The organism is Streptosporangium sp. NPDC050284, assembly GCF_044459525.1.
Lineage (GTDB): Bacteria > Actinomycetota > Actinomycetes > Streptosporangiales > Streptosporangiaceae > Streptosporangium.
Window position 1 is genome coordinate 601,719 of record NZ_JBITIZ010000001.1, and the last position, 17,973, is coordinate 619,691.

A 17,973-nucleotide genomic window follows, 5' to 3' on the forward strand; every position below is an offset into this window, starting at 1 on the left:
GGAGGTCATGGCTGAGGGTGAGGCGGCGCGGGTGCTGGTCGTGGACGACGAGCCCGCGCTCAGGGAGGCACTGCAGAGCAGCCTGGAGTTCGAGGGCTACCGGGTCGGCGTCGCCCCGGACGGCCAGGCGGCGCTGGAGGCGATCGACCAGGAGCCGTACGAACTGGTCCTGCTCGACGTCATGATGCCCCGGATGGACGGGCTGACCGCCTGCCGCAGGCTCAGGGCGGCGGGCAACCACCTGCCGGTGCTCATGCTCACCGCCCGCGACGCCGTGGGCGACCGGGTGTCCGGCCTGGACGCGGGGGCCGACGACTACCTGGTCAAGCCGTTCGAGCTGGACGAGCTGCTGGCCCGCGTCCGGGCGCTGCTGCGGCGCGGCGCCCTGAGCGCCCCCGCGGCACAGGACGACGCGGTGCTCGCCTTCGGCGACCTGCGGATGGACACCGCGGGTCGCGAGGTCACCCGCGCGGGCGAGCCGCTGGAGCTGACCCGCACCGAGTACCTGCTGCTGGAACTGTTCATGATCCACCCCCGCCAGGTGCTCACCCGGGAGCAGATCCTCGGCGAGGTGTGGGGCTTCGACTTCGAGCCGTCCTCCAACTCCCTCGACGTCTACGTCATGTACCTGCGCCGCAAGACCGAGATCGGCGGGCGCCCCCGGCTGATCCACACCGTCCGGGGCGTCGGATACGTGCTGCGGACCTCCGCGTGAACGGGCGCCGCTCCCTGCGCTCCCGGCTCACCCTGCTGGTGGCGGCGGCCGTGGCGCTCGCGATCGCGGTGTGCGCGGTGCTGTGCTGGTTCGTGGTGAAGGCCGAGCTGCTGCGGCAGGTGGAGCGCTCGCTGGAGGGACGGCCGCAGGGCATCGAGTGGATCGGTCCGTACTGCCACGAAGGGCCACGAGGGGTGGGGGTTCCCGGAGGCCCGGACCACCCGAGAGAGGTCCCCGGTCGCAGGCCGCTGCCCCGGCTCACGCCCATCCAGCTGGTCTACGCCGACGGGGAGAGGTGCGTGGCCGGCTCCACCCCCGTCAAGGTCACCCCGGCGGACCTGGCCCTGACACACGGCCCCCCGGGCCGGCAGGTGTTCAGGAACGGCGTCACCGACGACGGCGAGGAGGTCCGGGTGCTGACGAGGAACGTCCGCCCCGGTGTCGCGGTCATGGAGTCCCGATCTTTGGAGGAGGTCCGCACCACCCTCGCCACGCTCGCCTGGATTCTCGCCGGAGTCACCGCGCTCGGTGTGCTCGGCGCAGCCTCCGCCGGGTTGCTCGTCTCCCGTACGGCGCTGCGCCCCGTCGGCCGGCTCACCGAGGCCGTCGAGTACGTCGCCAGGACCGAGGACCTCGACACCAGGATCCCGGTCGAGGGCAACGACGAGATCGCCAGGCTCGGGGTCTCCTTCAACGCGATGACCACCGCGCTGGCCGGGTCCCGCGAGCGCCAGCGGCGGCTGATCGCCGACGCGGGCCACGAGCTGCGCACCCCGCTCACCAGCCTGCGCACCAACATCGACCTGCTGCTGCGCAGCGAGAACGCCGGGCGCCCTCTCGACGCCGCTCCCAAGCGCAGGCTGCTGACCAACCTCAAGGCCCAGTTCGAGGAGATGTCCACGCTCGTCGGGGATCTGCTCCAGCTCTCACGCGTCGAGGACGAACACGAACCGCACGTCGAGGTCGCCTTCCACGACGCCGTCGAGGCGGCCGTACGCAGGGCGCGGCTGCGCGCCCCCGACACCTCGATCGAGGTGGAACTGAGCCCCTGGTACCTGCAGGGCGACCAGGCGGCCCTGGAACGGGCCGTGGTGAACCTGCTGGACAACGCGGTGAAGTTCTCCGGCGACCGGGCCGAACCCGTGGAGGTGCGGCTCGGCGACGGCGAGCTGACCGTGCGGGATCACGGCCCCGGCATCGCGGAGGAGGAGCTGCCGTACGTGTTCGACCGGTTCTGGCGGTCCTCCTCGGCCCGCAGCATGCCCGGTTCGGGACTCGGGCTGGCCATCGTGGCCAAGGCCGTGCGCGACGCCGGGGGAGAGGTGAACCTGGAGAACGCCGCCGGAGGCGGCATCCTCGCCCGCGTCCGACTGCCCGGCTCTCCCACCCGCTCTCCCGCACCTCCGGGAGTGTGAGCGGTCGTCGCCGTATTCGGTCACCGTCTTCTTCGCCCGTACGGTGACCGAATACAGCCGATGAGACAGGCGTGGAGGTATTGACTGATCTGCTGATCAGGAGTAGTGAGCGGCGGTCCGAGCTGCTGTAGTCTTGCGCCGTGCATAGCGGAGGAGGGGCGCGCAGCAGCCGCGCCGACCAGGCCGACCAGCGTCGAGCGGAGCTCCTTGAAGCCGCCAGGCGGGTCGTGCTGGAGCGCGGGCTGGCCAGCACCCGCGTCGCCGACATCGCCAAGGCGACGAACGTGAGCGGTGGGCTGATCCACTACCACTTCGCCACCAAGGACGATCTCATCACCGAGATGCTCCGCAGCACCAGCGACTCCGAGGTCCAGCGGCTGAAGGAGATCGTCGCGGGTCCCGGCACCGCACTCCATCGCCTGGATCGCGTCCTGCGCTTCTACATCCCCGCCTCCCGCTCCGACCAGAGCTGGATCCTCTGGGTCGACGCCTGGGCCGTCGGGGTGCGCGAGGAGCACGTCCGCGCGATCTTGCTGGAGCTTGAGGGCGCCTGGATCGAGATCCTCGGCCAGGTGATCTCCGACGGCGTCACCTCGGGTGAGTTCACCTGCGACGACCCCCTGGGCTCGGCCGAGCGGATCGACGGCATGCTCGACGGCCTCGTGGTCCGATACACCCTGCACGCCGGCAACATGTCGCGGAGCCGGATGCTGCACCACGCCCGGGTCGCCGCCGCCCGCGAGGTCGGCCTCGACCTCGCCGACTTCCCCGACGTGCCGGCCGAGAGCTGACTTTCGCGGCGAGGGGCGATGCCGTCGTGACAGGGAACCGGCCCGGTGCCGGGGCGCTCAGACCCGGGGAGTGGGCATGGCGGCGAGGAGGAAGGCGAGCCGGGCCGCGGCGTCGTCGATGTCGTCGCTGGTGCCGAGCCGATATCCCCACGAGGTGATGAAGCCGCCGTCCTGGGCGCAGGTCACGGTCTCCGCCAGGGTGTTGCTGAAACGGTTGCGGACGTAGACGTACGCGGGGTCGCCGAACGAGATCCGCTGCACGGAAAGGTCGGCGTGCAGCCGTATGGCGGCAATGAATCTCTCAAGACAAGACAGCGTGTCCAGCATCGTGAGTCACCTCCGTCTGGACAGAGAATTGCACGATCTTGGGATGCTAATCAAGCAATTGCAGTGTTTAGTCCTCTAATTGTCCTGATAAATCGCTGAGTACTCGGACGATTACCGATCTGGCGCCCTGGCCGAAGGCCGCGACCTCGCGGAGTTCCTCGAAAGTCTGCGCGTAGAAGGCGACGTCCTCCGGGTCGCGCAGAAGCAGATCCTTCGTCCTGGTCGGCACCGTCACATGGTCCTCGTCGTACACCCAGAAACCGTTGAGCGGCGCCGAGGGCAGGGGGGTCTCGAAGGGGATCACGCCGAACTCCACGTTCGGCAGCGCGGTCACCGCGAGTAATCGGTCCAGCTGGCCGCGCATCACGTTCAGCGGGGCCAGCCGGTAGCGCAGCGCCGCCTCCGGGACGACGAACCTGAAGTGCTTGCTCTGGTCGTAGAGGACGTCCTGACGCTGCATGCGCACCCGGATGGCCGCGTCGATCTCGTCGGGCTCCCGGTAGAGGTGCTTGATCCGAGTGAAGACGCTCCGGGCGTACTCGGTGGTCTGCAGCAGCCCGATGATCACGCCGGGCTCGAAGGCCCGTAGCAGGGTCGTCCGCGCCTCCACGTCGCGGATGTCCTCCTGGAGCGTGACCAGCGCGCCGCGGTGCCGTTGCCGCCAGGAGTCCTGACGGTCCAGCAGGCCCGCGGCCTGCTCCAACAGCACCTCGACGACCTCGGGGGAGGCGTCCACCGCCCGCGCCCACCGGGTGACGTCGTCCTCGGTGACGGTCTGGCGGGCGTTCTCGATCCTGGAGACCTTGGACGCCTGCCACCTCAGCCGCTCGGCCAGGTCCTTGCCCGACAGGTGGGCGGTCTCTCGCAGGTGCCGCAGTCGCATGCCGAGCTCGGTCCTGGCCTGCTGGAACCCACTCACCCGATCTCCTCGGCCGTTCCTGCGGGCCGTGTGCCGAGGCTGTGGTCCGTCCGTTGTTCCCGCGTGCTCACGCCGCCTCCCCCATGGTGCTGCACGACGCTAGCCCCGAGCATGTGGATCAAACCATAGAGCACTCCTAATCGTGACCAATATTTACAGAAAGTACTCGGCGGGCGATGTCCACGAGAAGCTCACGTGGTACCTCGACGGCGGTTTCGCCGTCCAGGACGTGGCGCAGGTCGGCCGTCGCCTCGGCGTCGGTCACCCGGAGACCCTGCACCACGATGGTCCCGCGATCGGTCTCGTAGAGGGAGGGACAGGCCCCCGCCTCAGAGGTGGAGCCAAGAAACCGGAGGCGCATGTTTGAGTCCTTCCTGAATCACACTCGTGGAGCAATTGCGTGCAATCCTAGATTTCGGAAGGTTGCATGAAGGTTTCAATGCCAGACAGCGCGTATTCCGCCTATTTCACCGCACGGCAGCTGAACATCTCCCCGTATGTGACATGAATCTGCGGACGCGGGCGAACCGGTTCAACGGGGTGGCGTGGAGCACGACCCCTGCTGCCGGACCCCTGCCCGCGCGGGCGCCCTCGGGACGAGCCGAGCCTGCGGCAGGCCGTCACCGCGTACTTCCGGCCGGCGTGATGAGAAGGTCGTCGTGGCGGGGCGAGCGGATCAGAGAAGGCGCCGGGGGATGTCGGCGAGCCCGGCGCGGAGCTCTTCCCCGAGGGCCTTGGCCTGGGCGTCGAGACGGGGACTCGCGGCCACACCCCGGCCGAGCAGGCCGTGCACGACGAAGTTGAGGGCGAGCAGGTTGGGCAGCTCGAAGCGCTCGACCCGCAGGCCGGCGGTGAACGGCAGGAGCTCCGCCAGGCGGTCGACCGTGAGGTGGGCCTCCAGCCACTCGAACCGCTCCGGCGTGGCGACCCAGACCCCCAGGTTGGCGTTGCCGCCCTTGTCGCCCGAGCGGGCGCCCACGATCGTTCCCAGCGCGACCCGGGCGGTCTCACCGTCGCCGGATTCGGTGTCGCCGCGCTCGCCGTGCCGTCCGAGGTCGGCATCGTCCACCGAGCCCGCCACCTCACCTCCACCGCCGCTCGCGGCCGGCGAGGCCGTGACCTCCGAGGATCCGGGCACGTCGGGCTTCTCGTCCGTGCCGGGTACGTACGTCCCGGACGCCTCGCCCGCGCCTGACGCGGCGTGTGTGCCGGACGCGTCGTCCGTACCGGGTACGGCGGGAAGCTCGCGGCCGTCGAGCCAGACGCGGGCCCGCACCGTCTCCGCCGGGACGAGCGTGGGCCAGTAGACCCCGTACGGCGAGGCGTCACCGGGAGGGGTGAGGCCGTAGAAGCCCGGATAGCTCGCCAGGCCGGTCTCGACCACCGCCGAGGAGAAGGCGCGTCCAGCCTTCCGCCGGTCGGCGTCCATCACGGTGACGCGCAGCAGGGCGGTCCCGGCGAGCGGGGTGAGCTCCACGTGGACCTCGTCGAACGACTCCCTCGGCACCCGCGACCAGATGGCCTCCTCGGCCAGCCGGGCCTTGGCCTCGATGTCCAGGCCGGTCAGTACGAGGGTCATGGTGTTGCGGTAGCCCGCCAGGTAGTTGACGGCGACCTTGAGCGTGTCGGAAGGCGCCTCGCCGCGCACCCCGAAGACGCGGACCCGGTCGGGGCCCTCCTGCTCCAGCCGGATCGTGTCGAAGCGCGCGACCACGTCGGGACCGAGGTAGCGGGGTGAGGCGATCTCGTACAGCAGCTGCGCGGTGACCGTGCCCACCGAGACCAGCCCGCCGGTCCCCGGGTGCTTGGTGACCACGCTGGAGCCGTCGGCCTCCAGCTCCACCAGCGGGAACCCGCAGTGCGCCAGGTCGGGCACCTCGCCGAAGAACGCGTAGTTGCCGCCGGTCGCCTGGCAGCCGCACTCGATGACGTGCCCGGCGACCACCGAACCGGCGAGCGCGTCGAAGTCGTCCGGCCCCCACCCGTACCGCCAGATCCCCGGCCCGGTGACCAGGGCGGCGTCCGTGACGCGGCCGGTCACCACCACGTCCGCCCCGGCCGACAGGGCGGCGGCGATCGGGCGGCCCCCCAGGTAGGCGTTGGCGGTCAGGGCGGGGGCGGGCAGCGGCTCACCGGTGTCGGCGTTGGGCGCGCCGCCCAGGTCGCGGCCGGTCAGGTCGTCACCGGTGACGTGGGCGACCCGCACCGGCAGCCCGAGACGTCCGGCCAGCTCGCGCACGGCCTCGGCGCACCCGGCCGGGTCCAGACCGCCCGCGTTGGAGACGATTTTGACGCCCCGTTCCAGACACGTCCCGAGCACCTCCTCCAGCTGCCGCAGGAAGGTCGGCGCGTAGCCGGGACGGCCCTTCGACCGGTTCCCCGCGAGGATCAGCATGGTCAGCTCGGCGAGCCAGTCGCCGGTGAGCACGTCGATCGGACCGCCCTCCACCATCTCCCTGGCGGCGGAAAGCCGGTCACCGTAGAAGCCGGAGCAGTTGGCGACGCGCAACATCAGCTCTCCTCGGGGCCGGACGTCTCGGGCACCTCGCGCGCCGCGAAGTTCGGCCGGTGCGGTGAGGCTCCGGCGCGTGTCATCGCGCGCCTCTCCCTCCCCGTCCGCCATGGGGAGGGCGGCATCAGCTCTCCCTCCCCGTCCGCCGTAGGGAGGGCGGCATCAGTTCGCCTCCGGCACGGGAATCCACGACGCGGGCCGCTTCTCCATGAAGGCGGCGATCCCCTCCTGACCCTCGGCGGAGGTGAAACGCCTCGCGGACAACTCGGCCATCTGGCGCATGCCCTCCTCGACGCTCAGCTCGGGCACGGTCCGCACCAGCTGCTTGGTGAGGGCGAGCGCCTCGGGGCCGCCGCGCAGCAGCATGCCGGTGTAGTGGGCGACCGTCGCGTCCAGCTCCTCCTCGGGCACGGCGCGGGTGAGCAGCCCGATCCGCGCGGCGCGGGCGGCGTCGAACGTCTCGCCGGTGAGCAGGTACTCGGCGGCGGCGCGCGGGTCGAGCCGCCGCAGCACGGTCACCGAGATCATCGCGGGCACCACGCCGAGCCGCACCTCGCTGAACGCGAACGACGCCGAGTCGGGGGCGATCGCGAAGTCGCAGGCCGCCACCAGGCCGAGCCCTCCGGCCCGAGCCGTACCGTTCAGTCTGCAGACGACCGGCTTCGGGCTCTCCCAGATCAGGCTCATGATCTCCGGGAACGACGCGGTCACCGGCGCCTCGTGCGCGTCGCCCGGCGCGACCCGCTGCTCCTTCAGGTCGGCGCCCGCGCAGAACACGGGCCCGGTCCCGGTGAGCACGATCACCCGGACACTCTCCTCGGCGAGCGCCCAGTTGAGCCGGTCCTCCAGGTCGCCGAGCAGCCGCACCGACAACGCGTTGCGGTTGCGGGGGGAGTCGAGGGTGATCGTCGCCACCCCGCCGGACACCTCTTTGTGCACCAGGCGTTCCACCGGCCAGCCGCCGTCGGTCCTCATTTCGGTCCTTTCATCCAAGACCCTCTTCCGTTCCCCGGGGCTCCACGGAGCCCGTCGGGGACCTGGAAGGTCACGTCCGCTCCTCGATGACGGCCAGCACGGCCCCCGCCTCGACCTGGCGGCCGGGCGCCACGTTCACCGCCGCCACCGTACCCGGCGCGGGCGCGGCGATCCGATGCTCCATCTTCATCGCCTCGAGCACCACGACCACCCGCCCCTCCTCGACGGCCTCGCCGACCTCGACATCGACCCGCAGCACCGTACCCGGCATGGGCGCCACCAGGGAGCCGGGCAGCACGCGTTCCACCGGTTCCGGCAGGCGGGTCAGCGGGGTGAGCCGTACGGAACCGAGGGGGGAGTCCACGTGCGTCACGTCGTCGTAGCGGGCGACGGCGAACCGGTGCCGCACGCCCGAGGTCTCCAGCACCACGAGCGAGGGCGTCGCGCCGATCAGGACCGTATCGGGAAACCCCTCGGCTCGCAGGCCGTCCCTGGTGATCCGATACGAGATCTCCGCCTCCGCGAAGGCGGTGCGCTGCGGCTGCGACACCACATTGCGCCACCCGCTCGGCAGTCCCGCCTGCACGGTCGCCGCCGCCCGATTCGCCGCCGCCCCCGCGAGCGCGGCGGCGAGGGCGGACAGGCGCACGAGCCCCGGCCGTCCCGCCGGGGGGCCGTGGTCCGGTACGGGGTCGCTGTCGTGGTCATCCCGTTCGGGGGCGGTGAGTCCGGTGCGGGTGTCTCGTTCGAGCCCGGCGCCCTCGTGCTTCGAGGTGATGTGGGCGTCTTGCCCGGATTCGGGGAGAGCGGGGTGGGTGTCTCGTTCGGACCCGGTGAGCCCGTGCTCCTCCAGGAATCCGGTGTGGGTCTCCCCGGCGAGGAACGCCGGGTGGCGCAGGACCTCGACCAGCAGGTCCCGGTTGGTGACCGGACCGTGGATCCTCGCGCCCGCCAGCGCGGCGGCGAGCCTGCGCACGGCGTCGGCGCGGCTCGCGCCGTAGGAGACGACCTTGGCGAGCATCGGGTCATAGTGGACGCCGATCTCCGAGCCGTCCTCGACCCCGGAGTCCAGCCGCAGGCCGTGGCGCCCGCCCGGCAGGGGCGCGAAGCGGGAGTCCACCCCGAAGACCTCGAAGCGGTGCAGGACGCCGCTCTGCGGAAGCCAGTCGCGGGCCGGGTCCTCGGCGTACAGGCGCACCTCGACGGCGTGCCCGGACGGCTCGGGCGGTGACGCGGGGAGCTGGGCCCCCTCGGCGATCCGCAACTGCCACTCGACGAGGTCGACGCCGTACACGCACTCGGTCACCGGATGCTCGACCTGCAGGCGGGTGTTCATCTCCAGGAAGGCGACCGTCTCCTCCCTGACGAGAAACTCGACGGTCCCGGCGCCGACGTACCCGATGGCCCGCGCGGCGGTAACCGCCGCGTCGAGGAGCCGCGCCCGCATCGCGGGGGAGACCGCCGGGGACGGAGTCTCCTCGACCACCTTCTGATGCCGCCGCTGGATCGAGCACTCCCGCTCGCCCAGCGCCCACACCGTCCCGTGCCCGTCGGCCAGGATCTGCACCTCGATGTGCCGGGCGCCCTCCAGGAGGGGTTCGACGAACACCGTGCCGTCCCCGAACGCCGACGCGGCCTCCCCGCGCGCCGACTCGACCGCCTCCGGCAGGTCGCCGGCGCGTCGCACGACGCGCATCCCGCGCCCGCCGCCACCGGCCGACGCCTTCACCAGCAGGGGAAAGGCCCCTTCGGAGGTCGATCCACCCATCCGGGCGAACACGGCGTCCAGGTCGTCCGTGGAGTGGTCGGGACCCGCGACGAAGCCCGGCAGCACCGGAACCCCCGCCTGTGCCATCAGCGCCTTGGCCTCGATCTTGGAGCCCATCGCGGCGACGGCCTCGGCCGGAGGACCGACCCAGGTCAGCCCGGCCTCGGTCACGGCCCGCGCGAAGGCGGCGTTCTCCGACAGGAAGCCGTAGCCGGGATGGACCGCGTCGGCCCCCGCCAGGCGGGCCGCCTCGATGATCTTCTCCGTCGACAGGTAGGTGTCGACGGGCCTGACACCTTTCAGCCGTACGGCATGGTCGGCCTCGGCCACGTGCGGCGCGTCCGCGTCGGCGTCGGAGAAGACCGCGACGGTCTCGATGCCGAGGTCGCGGCAGGTGCGGAAGACGCGACGGGCGATCTCACCGCGGTTGGCGACGAGCAGGCGGCGGATCGACGCGGCGGCGGTCATGGGCGTGGTCACGGTCACATCCGGAACATGGGCGTGGTCATGGGCATGGGCATGGTCACGATCACATCCGGAAGACGCCGAAGCCCGAGGGCCGCGGGGCGGTGGTGGGGCCGGCCGCCGCGCCGTGGAGGGCGGCGTCGCCGGTGGCGTTGCCGATGACGGACAGGCACAGGCCGAGGACCGTCCGGGTGTCGCGTGGGTCGATCACGCCGTCGTCGTAGAGGCGGCCCGACAGGAAGAACGGCAGCGACTCGGCCTCGATCTGCGCCTCGACCAGCTGTCGCATCGCCGCGTCGCCCTCCTCGTCGTAGACCTGACCTCGCGCCTGGGCGGCGGCCCGGCCGACGATGGACAGCACCCCGGCGAGCTGGGCGGGACCCATCACGGCCGACTTGGCGCTGGGCCAGGTGAACAGGAAGCGGGGATCGTAGGCCCTGCCGCACATGCCGTAGTTGCCCGCGCCGTAGGAGGCGCCCATCACGATCGTGATGTGCGGGACGGACGAGTTGGACACCGCGTTGATCATCATCGCGCCGTGCTTGATGATGCCGCCCTGCTCGTAGTCCTTGCCGACCATGTAGCCCGTGGTGTTCTGCAGGAAGACCAGCGGGACGCGGACCTGGTTGGCGAGCTGGACGAACTGCGCCGCCTTCTGCGCCTCCTCACTGAACAGCACGCCGCGGGCGTTGGCCAGGATCCCGATCGGATGGTCGTGCAGGCGGGCCCATCCGGTCACCAGGCTCGCGCCGTACAGGGGCTTGAACTCGTCGAACTCGCTGCCGTCCACCACCCGCGCGATCACCTCGCGCGGGTCGAACGGGATCTTCAGGTCCTCCGGCACGATGCCCAGCAGTTCGTCCTCGTCGTACAGCGGGTCACGCACGGCGCCGGGGGAGCGGCCGGGGCGGCGCCGGTTCAGGCTTTTGACGATTCGCCGTCCGATCCGCAGCGCGTCGTGCTCGTCGGCGGCGAGGTGGTCGGCCAGGCCGCTGACGCGGGCGTGCATCTCGGCGCCGCCCAGCGACTCGTCGTCTGACTCCTCCCCGGTGGCCATCTTGACCAGCGGAGGACCGCCGAGGAAGACCTTCGCGCCTTCCCTGACCATGACCACGTGGTCGCTCATCCCCGGCACGTACGCACCACCGGCCGTGGAGTTGCCGAAGACCAGGGCGATCGTGGGAATCCCGGCCGCCGACAGGCGGGTCAGGTCGCGGAAGATCCGGCCGCCGGGGATGAAGATCTCCTTCTGGGTCGGCAGGTCGGCACCGCCGGACTCCACCAGGTTGATCAGCGGCAGCCGGTTCTCGAAGGCGATGTCGGCCGCCCTGAGCGTCTTGCGCAGCGTCCACGGGTTGGACGAGCCGCCCCGCACGGTCGGGTCGTTGGCGACGATCACGCACTCGACGCCCTCGACCACCCCGATCCCGGTGACCACACTCGCCCCCACGGGGAAGTCGCTGCCCCAGGCCGCGAGCGGCGAGAGCTCCAGGAACGCCGAGTCGGGGTCGACGAGCAGCTCGATCCGCTCCCTGGCCAGGAGCTTGCCCCGCGCGCGGTGCCGGTCGACGTACTTCCCGCCGCCGCCCGCCACGGCCTTGGCGTGCTCGGCGTCGAGCTCCGCCAGCTTGGCGAGCATCGCCTCGCGCCGCGCCCGGTAGTCGTCACCCGTGGTGTCCAGGCGGCTCATGACTCCGCTCCCTCGCTTGACACGGACGTCATATCCGCGCCCCTGATCACGCCAAGTAAGGTAGCCCACAACCGGTGCCCCCGCCAGGGACGGTGTTCACGCCCGAAGGGCGTTACGCCCGGTAGTTCTTGCCCGGAGGCATACCGGGGATCGGCTTGGCGATGAGGGCGACGGGGATGAAGAAGCAGATCTGGCCGATCGCGAGGATGAGCGTCCAGAGCGCCTTGTCGTCGTAGTGGGCCGATGCCCTGGCGTACAGCTCGTCGGGGACGCGCTCCCCGAACGGGTTCGGGGTGAGGACGGCCTCCACGAGTTCCAGTGCGACCCGTTCGGCGTCGGTGAAGTAGAGGGCGTCCCGCCATGACGCCACGGCGGTGATGCGCTCCTCCGTTTCACCGGCTTTGCGGAGATTGTCGGTTTGCCGGACCGCGTGGTAGGTGCTGCCGACGATCTGTCCGGCGCGGAGCTGCACCAGGCCGATGGTGATCTGCGGAATCGCACCGTTCTGGACGGCCTTGATCATGGCTCCGGCGATCGACATCACCTCGGGAAAGAACTGGGAGGGATCGGGCAGACGCGACCTGAGGTCGTCCTGCTCGGCACTTCTGGGGGTGGACGTCACGATGTCTTCCTCTCGATGTCAGCGGTGTTTCCGAAGCTCACGCCCCGACGGCGGGCCGTCCTCGACCCCGTGGAGGACGGCCCGTCTTCCGAGGTGAGACTTCCGACGGTGACCCGCGTCCCGGGTTGGGGTGCGGAGTCCTCCCGCGTGCTGGACGGTGTCCGGGAACTCCGACGACACAACCGCCGAGAATGTGAGGCGACGCGACCGGCCTCACAGTTCGGCGCGCTGTCTCGTCGATCCGGTGAGCGCAGCCACACCAGCAACCACACCGAGGGAGCCGACGACACCATGACCGTCCCGTCCGAGCCAGGAGACGACCGGACCGACCCGAGCCTGAGCGCGGTCATGAGCGAGCGGCGTCAGCTGATCAATCTCGCCTACCGGCTCCTCGGCTCCCTGGCCGACGCCGAGGACGTCGTGCAGGAGACCTACGCCCGCTGGTACGCCATGTCGCGGCAGCAGCGGGAGGCCATCGAGTCGCCCGGCGCCTGGCTGACGACGGTCGCCGGCCGCGTCTGCCTGGACCTGCTCGGTTCGGCGCGTGCCCGGCGGGAGCGCTACGTGGGCGAATGGATCCCCGAACCGCTGCCGGACCGTACGGAGTGGTTCGGCGGGCGGCCGGGCGGCCCCACGGCTGATCTGGCCGACCCCGCCGATCGGGTCACTCTCGACGAGTCGGTCAACATGGCCTTCCTCGTCGTGCTCGAATCGATGACCCCGGCCGAGCGCGTCGCGTTCGTCCTGCACGACGTCTTCCGTTACTCCTTCGCCGAGGTGGCCGAGATCGTCGGCCGTACCCCGGCGGCCTGCCGCCAGCTGGCCTCCTCGGCCCGCCGCCGCATCCGCGCACAGGTCCCCGCGACTCCGGTGGCCCGGCGCGCCGACGTCGTCAGGGACTTCAAGCGGGCCTGGGAGGCCAAGGACATCGACGCACTCATCGGACTTCTCGATCCCAAGGTGACGATGGTTTCCGACGGGGGCGGCGTCGTCAGCGCCCTGCTCCGCCCGATCGAGGGCGGCGAGCAGATCGCGCGCTACGCCATGGCGATCGCCGACATGGCGCCCGGGATGACGATCCTGGAGCGAACGGTCAACGGTCAGCCCGGTCTGGTCGCTCAGCGGGACGGCGTCACCGAGGCGGTGATGGCGTTCGAGGTCGCGGGTGATCGGGTCACCCGGATCTGGGCCGTACGCAACCCCGAGAAGCTCCGGCCCTGGACGACGGCATAGAAGGCACGCCGTCGTCGCCGTCTTCCTCCGCCCCGCAGCCGTCAAGGAGTCATCCGTGTTCTTGCGTGTCGTGATCGCTCTGCAAACCCTGGTCGTCTTCACCGCGCCGATCACCGCGGGCCTGTTGCTGTCCTCGCCCGGCGGACGGGCCCTGCACAGCGCTTCGGCGTACGGGGTGTTCATCGTGGCGGTGGTGCACCTGGCCACCGCGATCCTGTTGTGGCGTCCGGGTGGCGGTTCGCCCAAGCCCATCCTGTACGCGGCCGTCTTCCTGGGGCTCACGCTGGCGCAGGTGGCGCTGGGCATCGCGGGGATGACGACCCTGCACCTCCCGTTGGGGGTGCTGCTGTTCGGGATGAGCGTCCTTCACCTCAGCCGGGTCCTGACCGGCCAACGCACTGCGGTATAGCTGATTGGGCCGGTCTCCAATGCCCCCACCTGGAGAAATGACAAATCACGACAATTCGCACGGTGTTGTGAAGTTTCCTTCCCCCTTGTCCGGTTTGCTGCTTTCTAATACTGTTCGCCGTGAATTCATCCTTTCCTGGCCGGGGCTCTCCCCAGAGTCACCCCCCGCCCCCTGTCTGGAGTTGAAATGCGGTTTCGCACGACGGCGTGCAGAAGATCCCCCTATGGGAAGGTGCTAGGCGTCGCGGTCCTGGTATCGGCCGTGCTCGCCCTGACACCGACCTCGTCGGCGCAAGCCGGTCCGATCGGCGACAAGTGCAGCACCGACCCCACCGCCCACGCGGCCAACGTGCCGAGCCCCGAGCAGTTCTTCGGCTTCCCGCTGGGCCAGGGACAGCCCAGGATCCTCACGACAGAAGAGATCGACAATTACCTGAAGGCCGTGGGAAGCGCCTCGAAGCGCGTGGTCACGGGAACGATGGCGCACAGCGTCTCCGGCCAGGAACTGCCCTATGCCATCGTGTCTGACCAGCACCACATGGTTCCCGGCCAGCTGAAGAAGATCGCCGACCAGGTCGGATCGCTGCGTGACCCGCGCTCGCTGAAGGCCGACAAGGCGGCGCGGATCGCCAAGGACTCTCCCGCCATCGTCTGGATCACGGGCAACGTGCACGGTGGTGAGAAGAGCGGCGCGGACGCCGCGCTCAGGACCCTGTACGAACTCGCGAGCGGCCTGTCCTGCGATGTCGCCAAGCGCAACGACAACCTCGTCACGGTCATCGTGCCGACCCAGAACCCGGACGGCCGCGACGCGAACCGCCGCCAGAACGAGTACGGCTTCGACCTGAACCGGGACTGGTTCGCCCGCACCCAGCCGGAGACCGACGGCAAGATCGAAATGCTGCGGAAATATCCGCCGCAGGTCTTCGTCGACGCGCACGAGATGGGCGGCCGGCAGTACTTCTTTCCGCCCAACGCCGACCCGATCCACCACGAGATCGCCGATCAGCCGGTGAACTGGATCAACCGGATCGGAGCGGCGAACGGCGAGGGCTTCGGCTACAACGGCGCCTGTGGCCCCGGCGTCACCACCGAGTGCTACTTCAACTACGCGACGTACGACCTGTTCTACATGGGCTACGGCGACACCGTGCCGGCCGCGGGCTTCGGCGCCGCCGGCATGACGTACGAGAAGGGCAGCGCCTCGGCCGTGCAGGACCGGGTGCAGCAGCAGTTCAACACCCAGTGGGCGACGATCGGCTGGGCCGCCGACAACAAGCGCGAGGTCCTCGACGGCTACTACTCGATATGGCGGACCGCGATCGAGGAAGGTGCCGCCGGCACCCTTCAGCCGAACGAGGTCGTCCAGCCGACCAACACGGTCCAGTTCCCGGTGCCCGACATCAAGATCCGTTCGTACTTCCTGCTGCCCGACCGGCAGATCGGCGACGTGCGCCGGCTGGTCGAGCGGCTGCGCGACATGGACGTCGAGGTCTACCGGCTGAAGAACCCGGTCAAGGTACCCAGCGCCCAGATCCTCGGCGGCCGGAGTGCCGCCAACCTCACGGTTCCCAAGGGCGCCTACTGGATCCCGATGAACCAGCCGCAGAAGCACTGGATCCAGGCACTCATCGGCGAGAACCCCTACGCGCCGTTCCCGTACTTCTACGACGTCTCCTCGTGGAGCAACCCGCTGCTGATGGGGGTCGACACGATCTACACCGGGGATGAGCTGTCACCCAAGGCCGACCTGGTCAAGGACATCGACGGCGGGATCGCCTCCTCGGCTCCGCCGAAGGGCTCCTACTCCTACCCGCTGGACTCGGCCGCGGCCTCCGAGCTCACCTTCAAACTGCTCGCCTCGGGTGTGCCGCTCTCGCGTGACATGCAGAGCGGTGTGGTCAGCCTGCCCGCGGGCGCGCTCACCCCGAACACGCTGGACAAGCTGGCCCGGTCGCTCGGCGTCACCGTCACGGGTGGTTCGGCGGCGGCCTCCGGCAGCCCGCTGCGCACCCCGGACGTCGGCCTGTTCGCCGGAACCGGCATCAGCACGACCTCCGGGTCGTACGGCGAGGCCCGCTACGTGCTCGGCAACCGCTGGGGCCTGGACCTCAAGCCGGTGACCACGGCCGACATCAACGACAACACCCCGGCCTTCACCGAGCGGACCGTCGTGCTCGTTCCCGACGGGAGCAACTCCACGGGCGGCCTGACCGCCACGGGCCAGGCCAACCTCAAACAGTGGGTGGCCGCGGGCGGCACCTACATCGGGCTGCGCAACGAGGGGACCCGGGTCGCCCGTGCCGCGGGGCTGACCTCCACGACCGAGAAGCCCAAGCCGACCGGCTACCAGGTCATCGGATCGCACTTCCGGGTGGACGTGGCGAGCGACAACCCGGTGGCACTCGGCCGTCCCCTGGAGGATTTCCAGTTCAACAACGGTGACCCCATCCTGAACCCGAGCACCACCGGCAGGAACGTCCTCACCTACCCGTCCGACGGCAGGTTCTGGTCCAACGGCTACACGGTGGGGGCCGACGCGCTCAAGGGCACGGCCGCCATCGTCGACGAGCCGACCGGTGCCGGACGCGCCGTCCTCTTCGCCTACAACCCGCTGTTCAGGGCGTACAACGAGAACGGTATCCACCTCGTCGCGAACGCCCTGCTGTACCAGGGGGGAACGCCCGCCGCCCAGCAGCGGACCCTGCGTGCGGAGCCCTCGCGCAGCGCCGCGGAGCAGGCGGAGGAACTGCCCAACCTGGGCGGGGAGTGGCGGCCGATCACCATCGAGGTGGCCGACGCCGACCTCGCGCGGGCACAGGCGGTCATCGAGAAGTACACCGACACGGCACAGACGGCGTCCGCCGCGGGCTCGACGTACATCACGATCCCCAACCCCGACGGCCTGACGGCCGACGAGCACCCGTACGTCCGCGACCTGATCCGTGATCTGGACGGCGCGGGCGTTCCGCTCCGCTCCGTCGTCGCCTGATCCCGGTATCCGTCTCATAGAGCACGGCGGGCCCGGCCGGATTCGTCCGGCCGGGCCCGCCGTCGCGCGCATGCCCGCTCGTGAGCGAGAAAGGCCGACGCGCCAAGATATCGGCCCGACGGGGCGCATGTTCCACCGGAGCGGGGGAAGCGGCAGGCACATGGATGAGAAAGACGAAGCGTCGAAGGCTGCCACCGGACTCTCCATGGGCATCGCCGTCGGCGTCGCCATCGGCGCCGCCCTGGGAGTCGCGCTCGGCAACCTGGCCATGGGCATGGGCATCGGTATCGCCGTCGGCGCCGGTTTGGGAGTGGCCTTCACGACCGGCAAGAAGAACAACAACAAGGGATGAACGACCGGCGCGTACGCCACGTGAGGGAAACCATGGCCACTCGGGCCGGGTGACGCCGCTCGCGCCCTGTGAGACGACAGGCCGCGCGGCGGCCTGGCTCCGGCAGGGAGACGGCGCCTCGGTCTCGTGGGCAACGGCTATCAAGGCTTGCAAGCGGATCGTACTTCCTGAAGTTCTTCGCGAAGCTCGTCCCAGGGGAAGGTGGCGGCTCCGGGCTCGCCCGAGTTGGGGGCGGGGAGCCGTTCCACGTCGAAGATGACCCGCACGCCCCACTCGCGCAGCAGGGCCAGGCTGTTGGCGAAGGCAGGGTGACGGGCGAGCGCGACGTTGGGCCAGGGCACGGCCACGAGCGGCAGTCCAAGCCCGAGCGCCTCGTTGAGCAGTCCCAGGGCGAGGGTGTCGCTGATGCCCTGGGCCCATTTGTTCATCGTGTTGAAGGTGGCGGGAACCACGGCCATCGCGTCAGCCGGGGGAAGGACGTCCGGCTCCTCGGGGCGCTTGTAGTCGCTTCGCACCGGATACCCGGTGAGCTGTGCGAGCCGCGTCGTGTCGACGAACTTCGTCGCCGACGGTGTGGTGACCACGCAGACGGTCCAATCCTGCGCCTGGGCGTGCCCCACGAGACGGGGAAGCTCCGCGGCCGGTCGTCCTCCACATGCGATCACATACAGAACCGGCTTGCCGCTCGTCATGTTCCGCCGTACTCCTCTTCTGGCGAATACACGTAGCGCCTTTCGGCGCACTCACCTCTCGCATCGCCGCGCTGGACCTCCGGGCGGAACTTCGGCA

At 70.2% G+C, this 17,973-nt stretch carries 17 protein-coding genes; 7 read left to right on the forward strand and 10 right to left on the reverse strand.

All coding sequences use genetic code 11. The features are described 5' to 3' along the window. Positions 1–7 precede the first annotated feature (7 nt). The 3 genes from ACIBH4_RS02535 to ACIBH4_RS02545 all read left to right on the forward strand — a co-directional run bounded on the left by ACIBH4_RS02535 (position 8) and on the right by ACIBH4_RS02545 (position 2,921). Positions 8–715: a response regulator transcription factor gene (locus ACIBH4_RS02535; protein WP_362512137.1), complete on the forward strand. Its 708-nt coding sequence runs from the start codon at positions 8–10 to the stop codon at positions 713–715. Continuing rightward, entirely contained in the window at positions 712–2,130 is a 1,419-nt protein-coding gene (locus tag ACIBH4_RS02540) for a HAMP domain-containing sensor histidine kinase (protein ID WP_362763338.1), read from the forward strand. The genes ACIBH4_RS02535 and ACIBH4_RS02540 overlap by 4 nt, the downstream gene beginning before the upstream one ends. 140 nt (positions 2,131–2,270) lie before the next feature. Then, positions 2,271–2,921 (forward strand): TetR/AcrR family transcriptional regulator, encoded by a 651-nt coding sequence (locus ACIBH4_RS02545; protein ID WP_362512143.1) that lies wholly within the window; start codon positions 2,271–2,273, stop codon positions 2,919–2,921. 57 nt (positions 2,922–2,978) lie between these two features. Here ACIBH4_RS02545 and ACIBH4_RS02550 read toward each other — a convergent pair whose 3' ends face one another. From ACIBH4_RS02550 to ACIBH4_RS02590, 9 genes are all read right to left on the reverse strand, one after another. Beyond that, a complete protein-coding gene (locus ACIBH4_RS02550) occupies positions 2,979–3,248 on the reverse strand; it encodes a hypothetical protein (protein WP_362512146.1) in 270 nt (89 codons plus the stop codon). 67 nt (positions 3,249–3,315) lie between these two features. After that, positions 3,316–4,167, reverse strand: coding sequence for a helix-turn-helix transcriptional regulator (locus ACIBH4_RS02555; RefSeq protein ID WP_362763335.1), 852 nt, complete (start codon positions 4,165–4,167; stop codon positions 3,316–3,318). 136 nt (positions 4,168–4,303) lie between these two features. Further along, entirely contained in the window at positions 4,304–4,528 is a 225-nt protein-coding gene (locus tag ACIBH4_RS02560) for a hypothetical protein (protein WP_362512152.1), read from the reverse strand. Positions 4,529–4,843: 315 nt separating this feature from the next. Further along, on the reverse strand, positions 4,844–6,679 hold the full coding sequence (locus ACIBH4_RS02565) for an acyclic terpene utilization AtuA family protein (RefSeq protein ID WP_362763332.1): 1,836 nt from the start codon (positions 6,677–6,679) through the stop codon (positions 4,844–4,846). Beyond that, positions 6,679–6,804, reverse strand: coding sequence for a hypothetical protein (locus ACIBH4_RS02570; RefSeq protein WP_362763329.1), 126 nt, complete (start codon positions 6,802–6,804; stop codon positions 6,679–6,681). The genes ACIBH4_RS02565 and ACIBH4_RS02570 overlap by 1 nt, the downstream gene beginning before the upstream one ends. Before the next feature lie 37 nt (positions 6,805–6,841). Then, a complete protein-coding gene (locus ACIBH4_RS02575) occupies positions 6,842–7,654 on the reverse strand; it encodes an enoyl-CoA hydratase-related protein (RefSeq protein WP_362763327.1) in 813 nt (270 codons plus the stop codon). A gap of 70 nt (positions 7,655–7,724) precedes the next feature. Beyond that, positions 7,725–9,890 carry a biotin carboxylase N-terminal domain-containing protein gene (locus tag ACIBH4_RS02580; protein ID WP_362763542.1) on the reverse strand — a complete coding sequence of 722 codons (2,166 nt, stop codon included), beginning with the start codon at positions 9,888–9,890 and terminating at the stop codon, positions 7,725–7,727. Between the two features lie 61 nt (positions 9,891–9,951). After that, on the reverse strand, positions 9,952–11,577 hold the full coding sequence (locus tag ACIBH4_RS02585) for a carboxyl transferase domain-containing protein (protein ID WP_362763324.1): 1,626 nt from the start codon (positions 11,575–11,577) through the stop codon (positions 9,952–9,954). A 112-nt stretch (positions 11,578–11,689) separates the two neighbouring features. After that, positions 11,690–12,199, reverse strand: a complete 510-nt coding sequence (locus ACIBH4_RS02590; protein ID WP_362512164.1) for a carboxymuconolactone decarboxylase family protein — start codon at positions 12,197–12,199, stop codon at positions 11,690–11,692. A gap of 291 nt (positions 12,200–12,490) precedes the next feature. Here ACIBH4_RS02590 and sigJ point away from each other — a divergent pair, with 291 nt between their 5' ends. The 4 genes from sigJ to ACIBH4_RS02610 all read left to right on the forward strand — a co-directional run bounded on the left by sigJ (position 12,491) and on the right by ACIBH4_RS02610 (position 17,184). Continuing rightward, on the forward strand, positions 12,491–13,432 hold the full coding sequence (gene sigJ, locus ACIBH4_RS02595) for an RNA polymerase sigma factor SigJ (protein WP_362512167.1): 942 nt from the start codon (positions 12,491–12,493) through the stop codon (positions 13,430–13,432). A gap of 55 nt (positions 13,433–13,487) precedes the next feature. After that, on the forward strand, positions 13,488–13,841 hold the full coding sequence (locus tag ACIBH4_RS02600; RefSeq protein ID WP_362512170.1) for a hypothetical protein: 354 nt from the start codon (positions 13,488–13,490) through the stop codon (positions 13,839–13,841). A gap of 231 nt (positions 13,842–14,072) precedes the next feature. Further along, entirely contained in the window at positions 14,073–16,832 is a 2,760-nt protein-coding gene (locus ACIBH4_RS02605; RefSeq protein ID WP_362763321.1) for a M14 family zinc carboxypeptidase, read from the forward strand. A gap of 160 nt (positions 16,833–16,992) precedes the next feature. Next, positions 16,993–17,184, forward strand: coding sequence for a hypothetical protein (locus tag ACIBH4_RS02610; RefSeq protein WP_362512176.1), 192 nt, complete (start codon positions 16,993–16,995; stop codon positions 17,182–17,184). A 140-nt stretch (positions 17,185–17,324) separates the two neighbouring features. On the opposite strand, the gene ACIBH4_RS02615 is transcribed toward ACIBH4_RS02610, so the two are convergent. Next, positions 17,325–17,876, reverse strand: a complete 552-nt coding sequence (locus ACIBH4_RS02615) for a flavoprotein (RefSeq protein WP_362763318.1) — start codon at positions 17,874–17,876, stop codon at positions 17,325–17,327. Positions 17,877–17,973: the final 97 nt, after the last annotated feature.

Coding starts and splice junctions, on each gene's coding strand:
- ACIBH4_RS02535 (WP_362512137.1), top strand. CDS start 8: ATGGCTGAGGGTGAGGCGGCGCGGGTGCTGGTCGTGGACGACGAGCCC.
- ACIBH4_RS02550 (WP_362512146.1), bottom strand. CDS start 3,248: ATGCTGGACACGCTGTCTTGTCTTGAGAGATTCATTGCCGCCATACGG.
- ACIBH4_RS02560 (WP_362512152.1), bottom strand. CDS start 4,528: ATGCGCCTCCGGTTTCTTGGCTCCACCTCTGAGGCGGGGGCCTGTCCC.
- ACIBH4_RS02565 (WP_362763332.1), bottom strand. CDS start 6,679: ATGTTGCGCGTCGCCAACTGCTCCGGCTTCTACGGTGACCGGCTTTCC.
- ACIBH4_RS02570 (WP_362763329.1), bottom strand. CDS start 6,804: ATGCCGCCCTCCCCATGGCGGACGGGGAGGGAGAGGCGCGCGATGACA.
- ACIBH4_RS02575 (WP_362763327.1), bottom strand. CDS start 7,654: ATGAGGACCGACGGCGGCTGGCCGGTGGAACGCCTGGTGCACAAAGAG.
- ACIBH4_RS02580 (WP_362763542.1), bottom strand. CDS start 9,890: ATGACCGCCGCCGCGTCGATCCGCCGCCTGCTCGTCGCCAACCGCGGT.
- ACIBH4_RS02585 (WP_362763324.1), bottom strand. CDS start 11,577: ATGAGCCGCCTGGACACCACGGGTGACGACTACCGGGCGCGGCGCGAG.
- sigJ (WP_362512167.1), top strand. CDS start 12,491: ATGACCGTCCCGTCCGAGCCAGGAGACGACCGGACCGACCCGAGCCTG.
- ACIBH4_RS02610 (WP_362512176.1), top strand. CDS start 16,993: ATGGATGAGAAAGACGAAGCGTCGAAGGCTGCCACCGGACTCTCCATG.
- ACIBH4_RS02615 (WP_362763318.1), bottom strand. CDS start 17,876: ATGACGAGCGGCAAGCCGGTTCTGTATGTGATCGCATGTGGAGGACGA.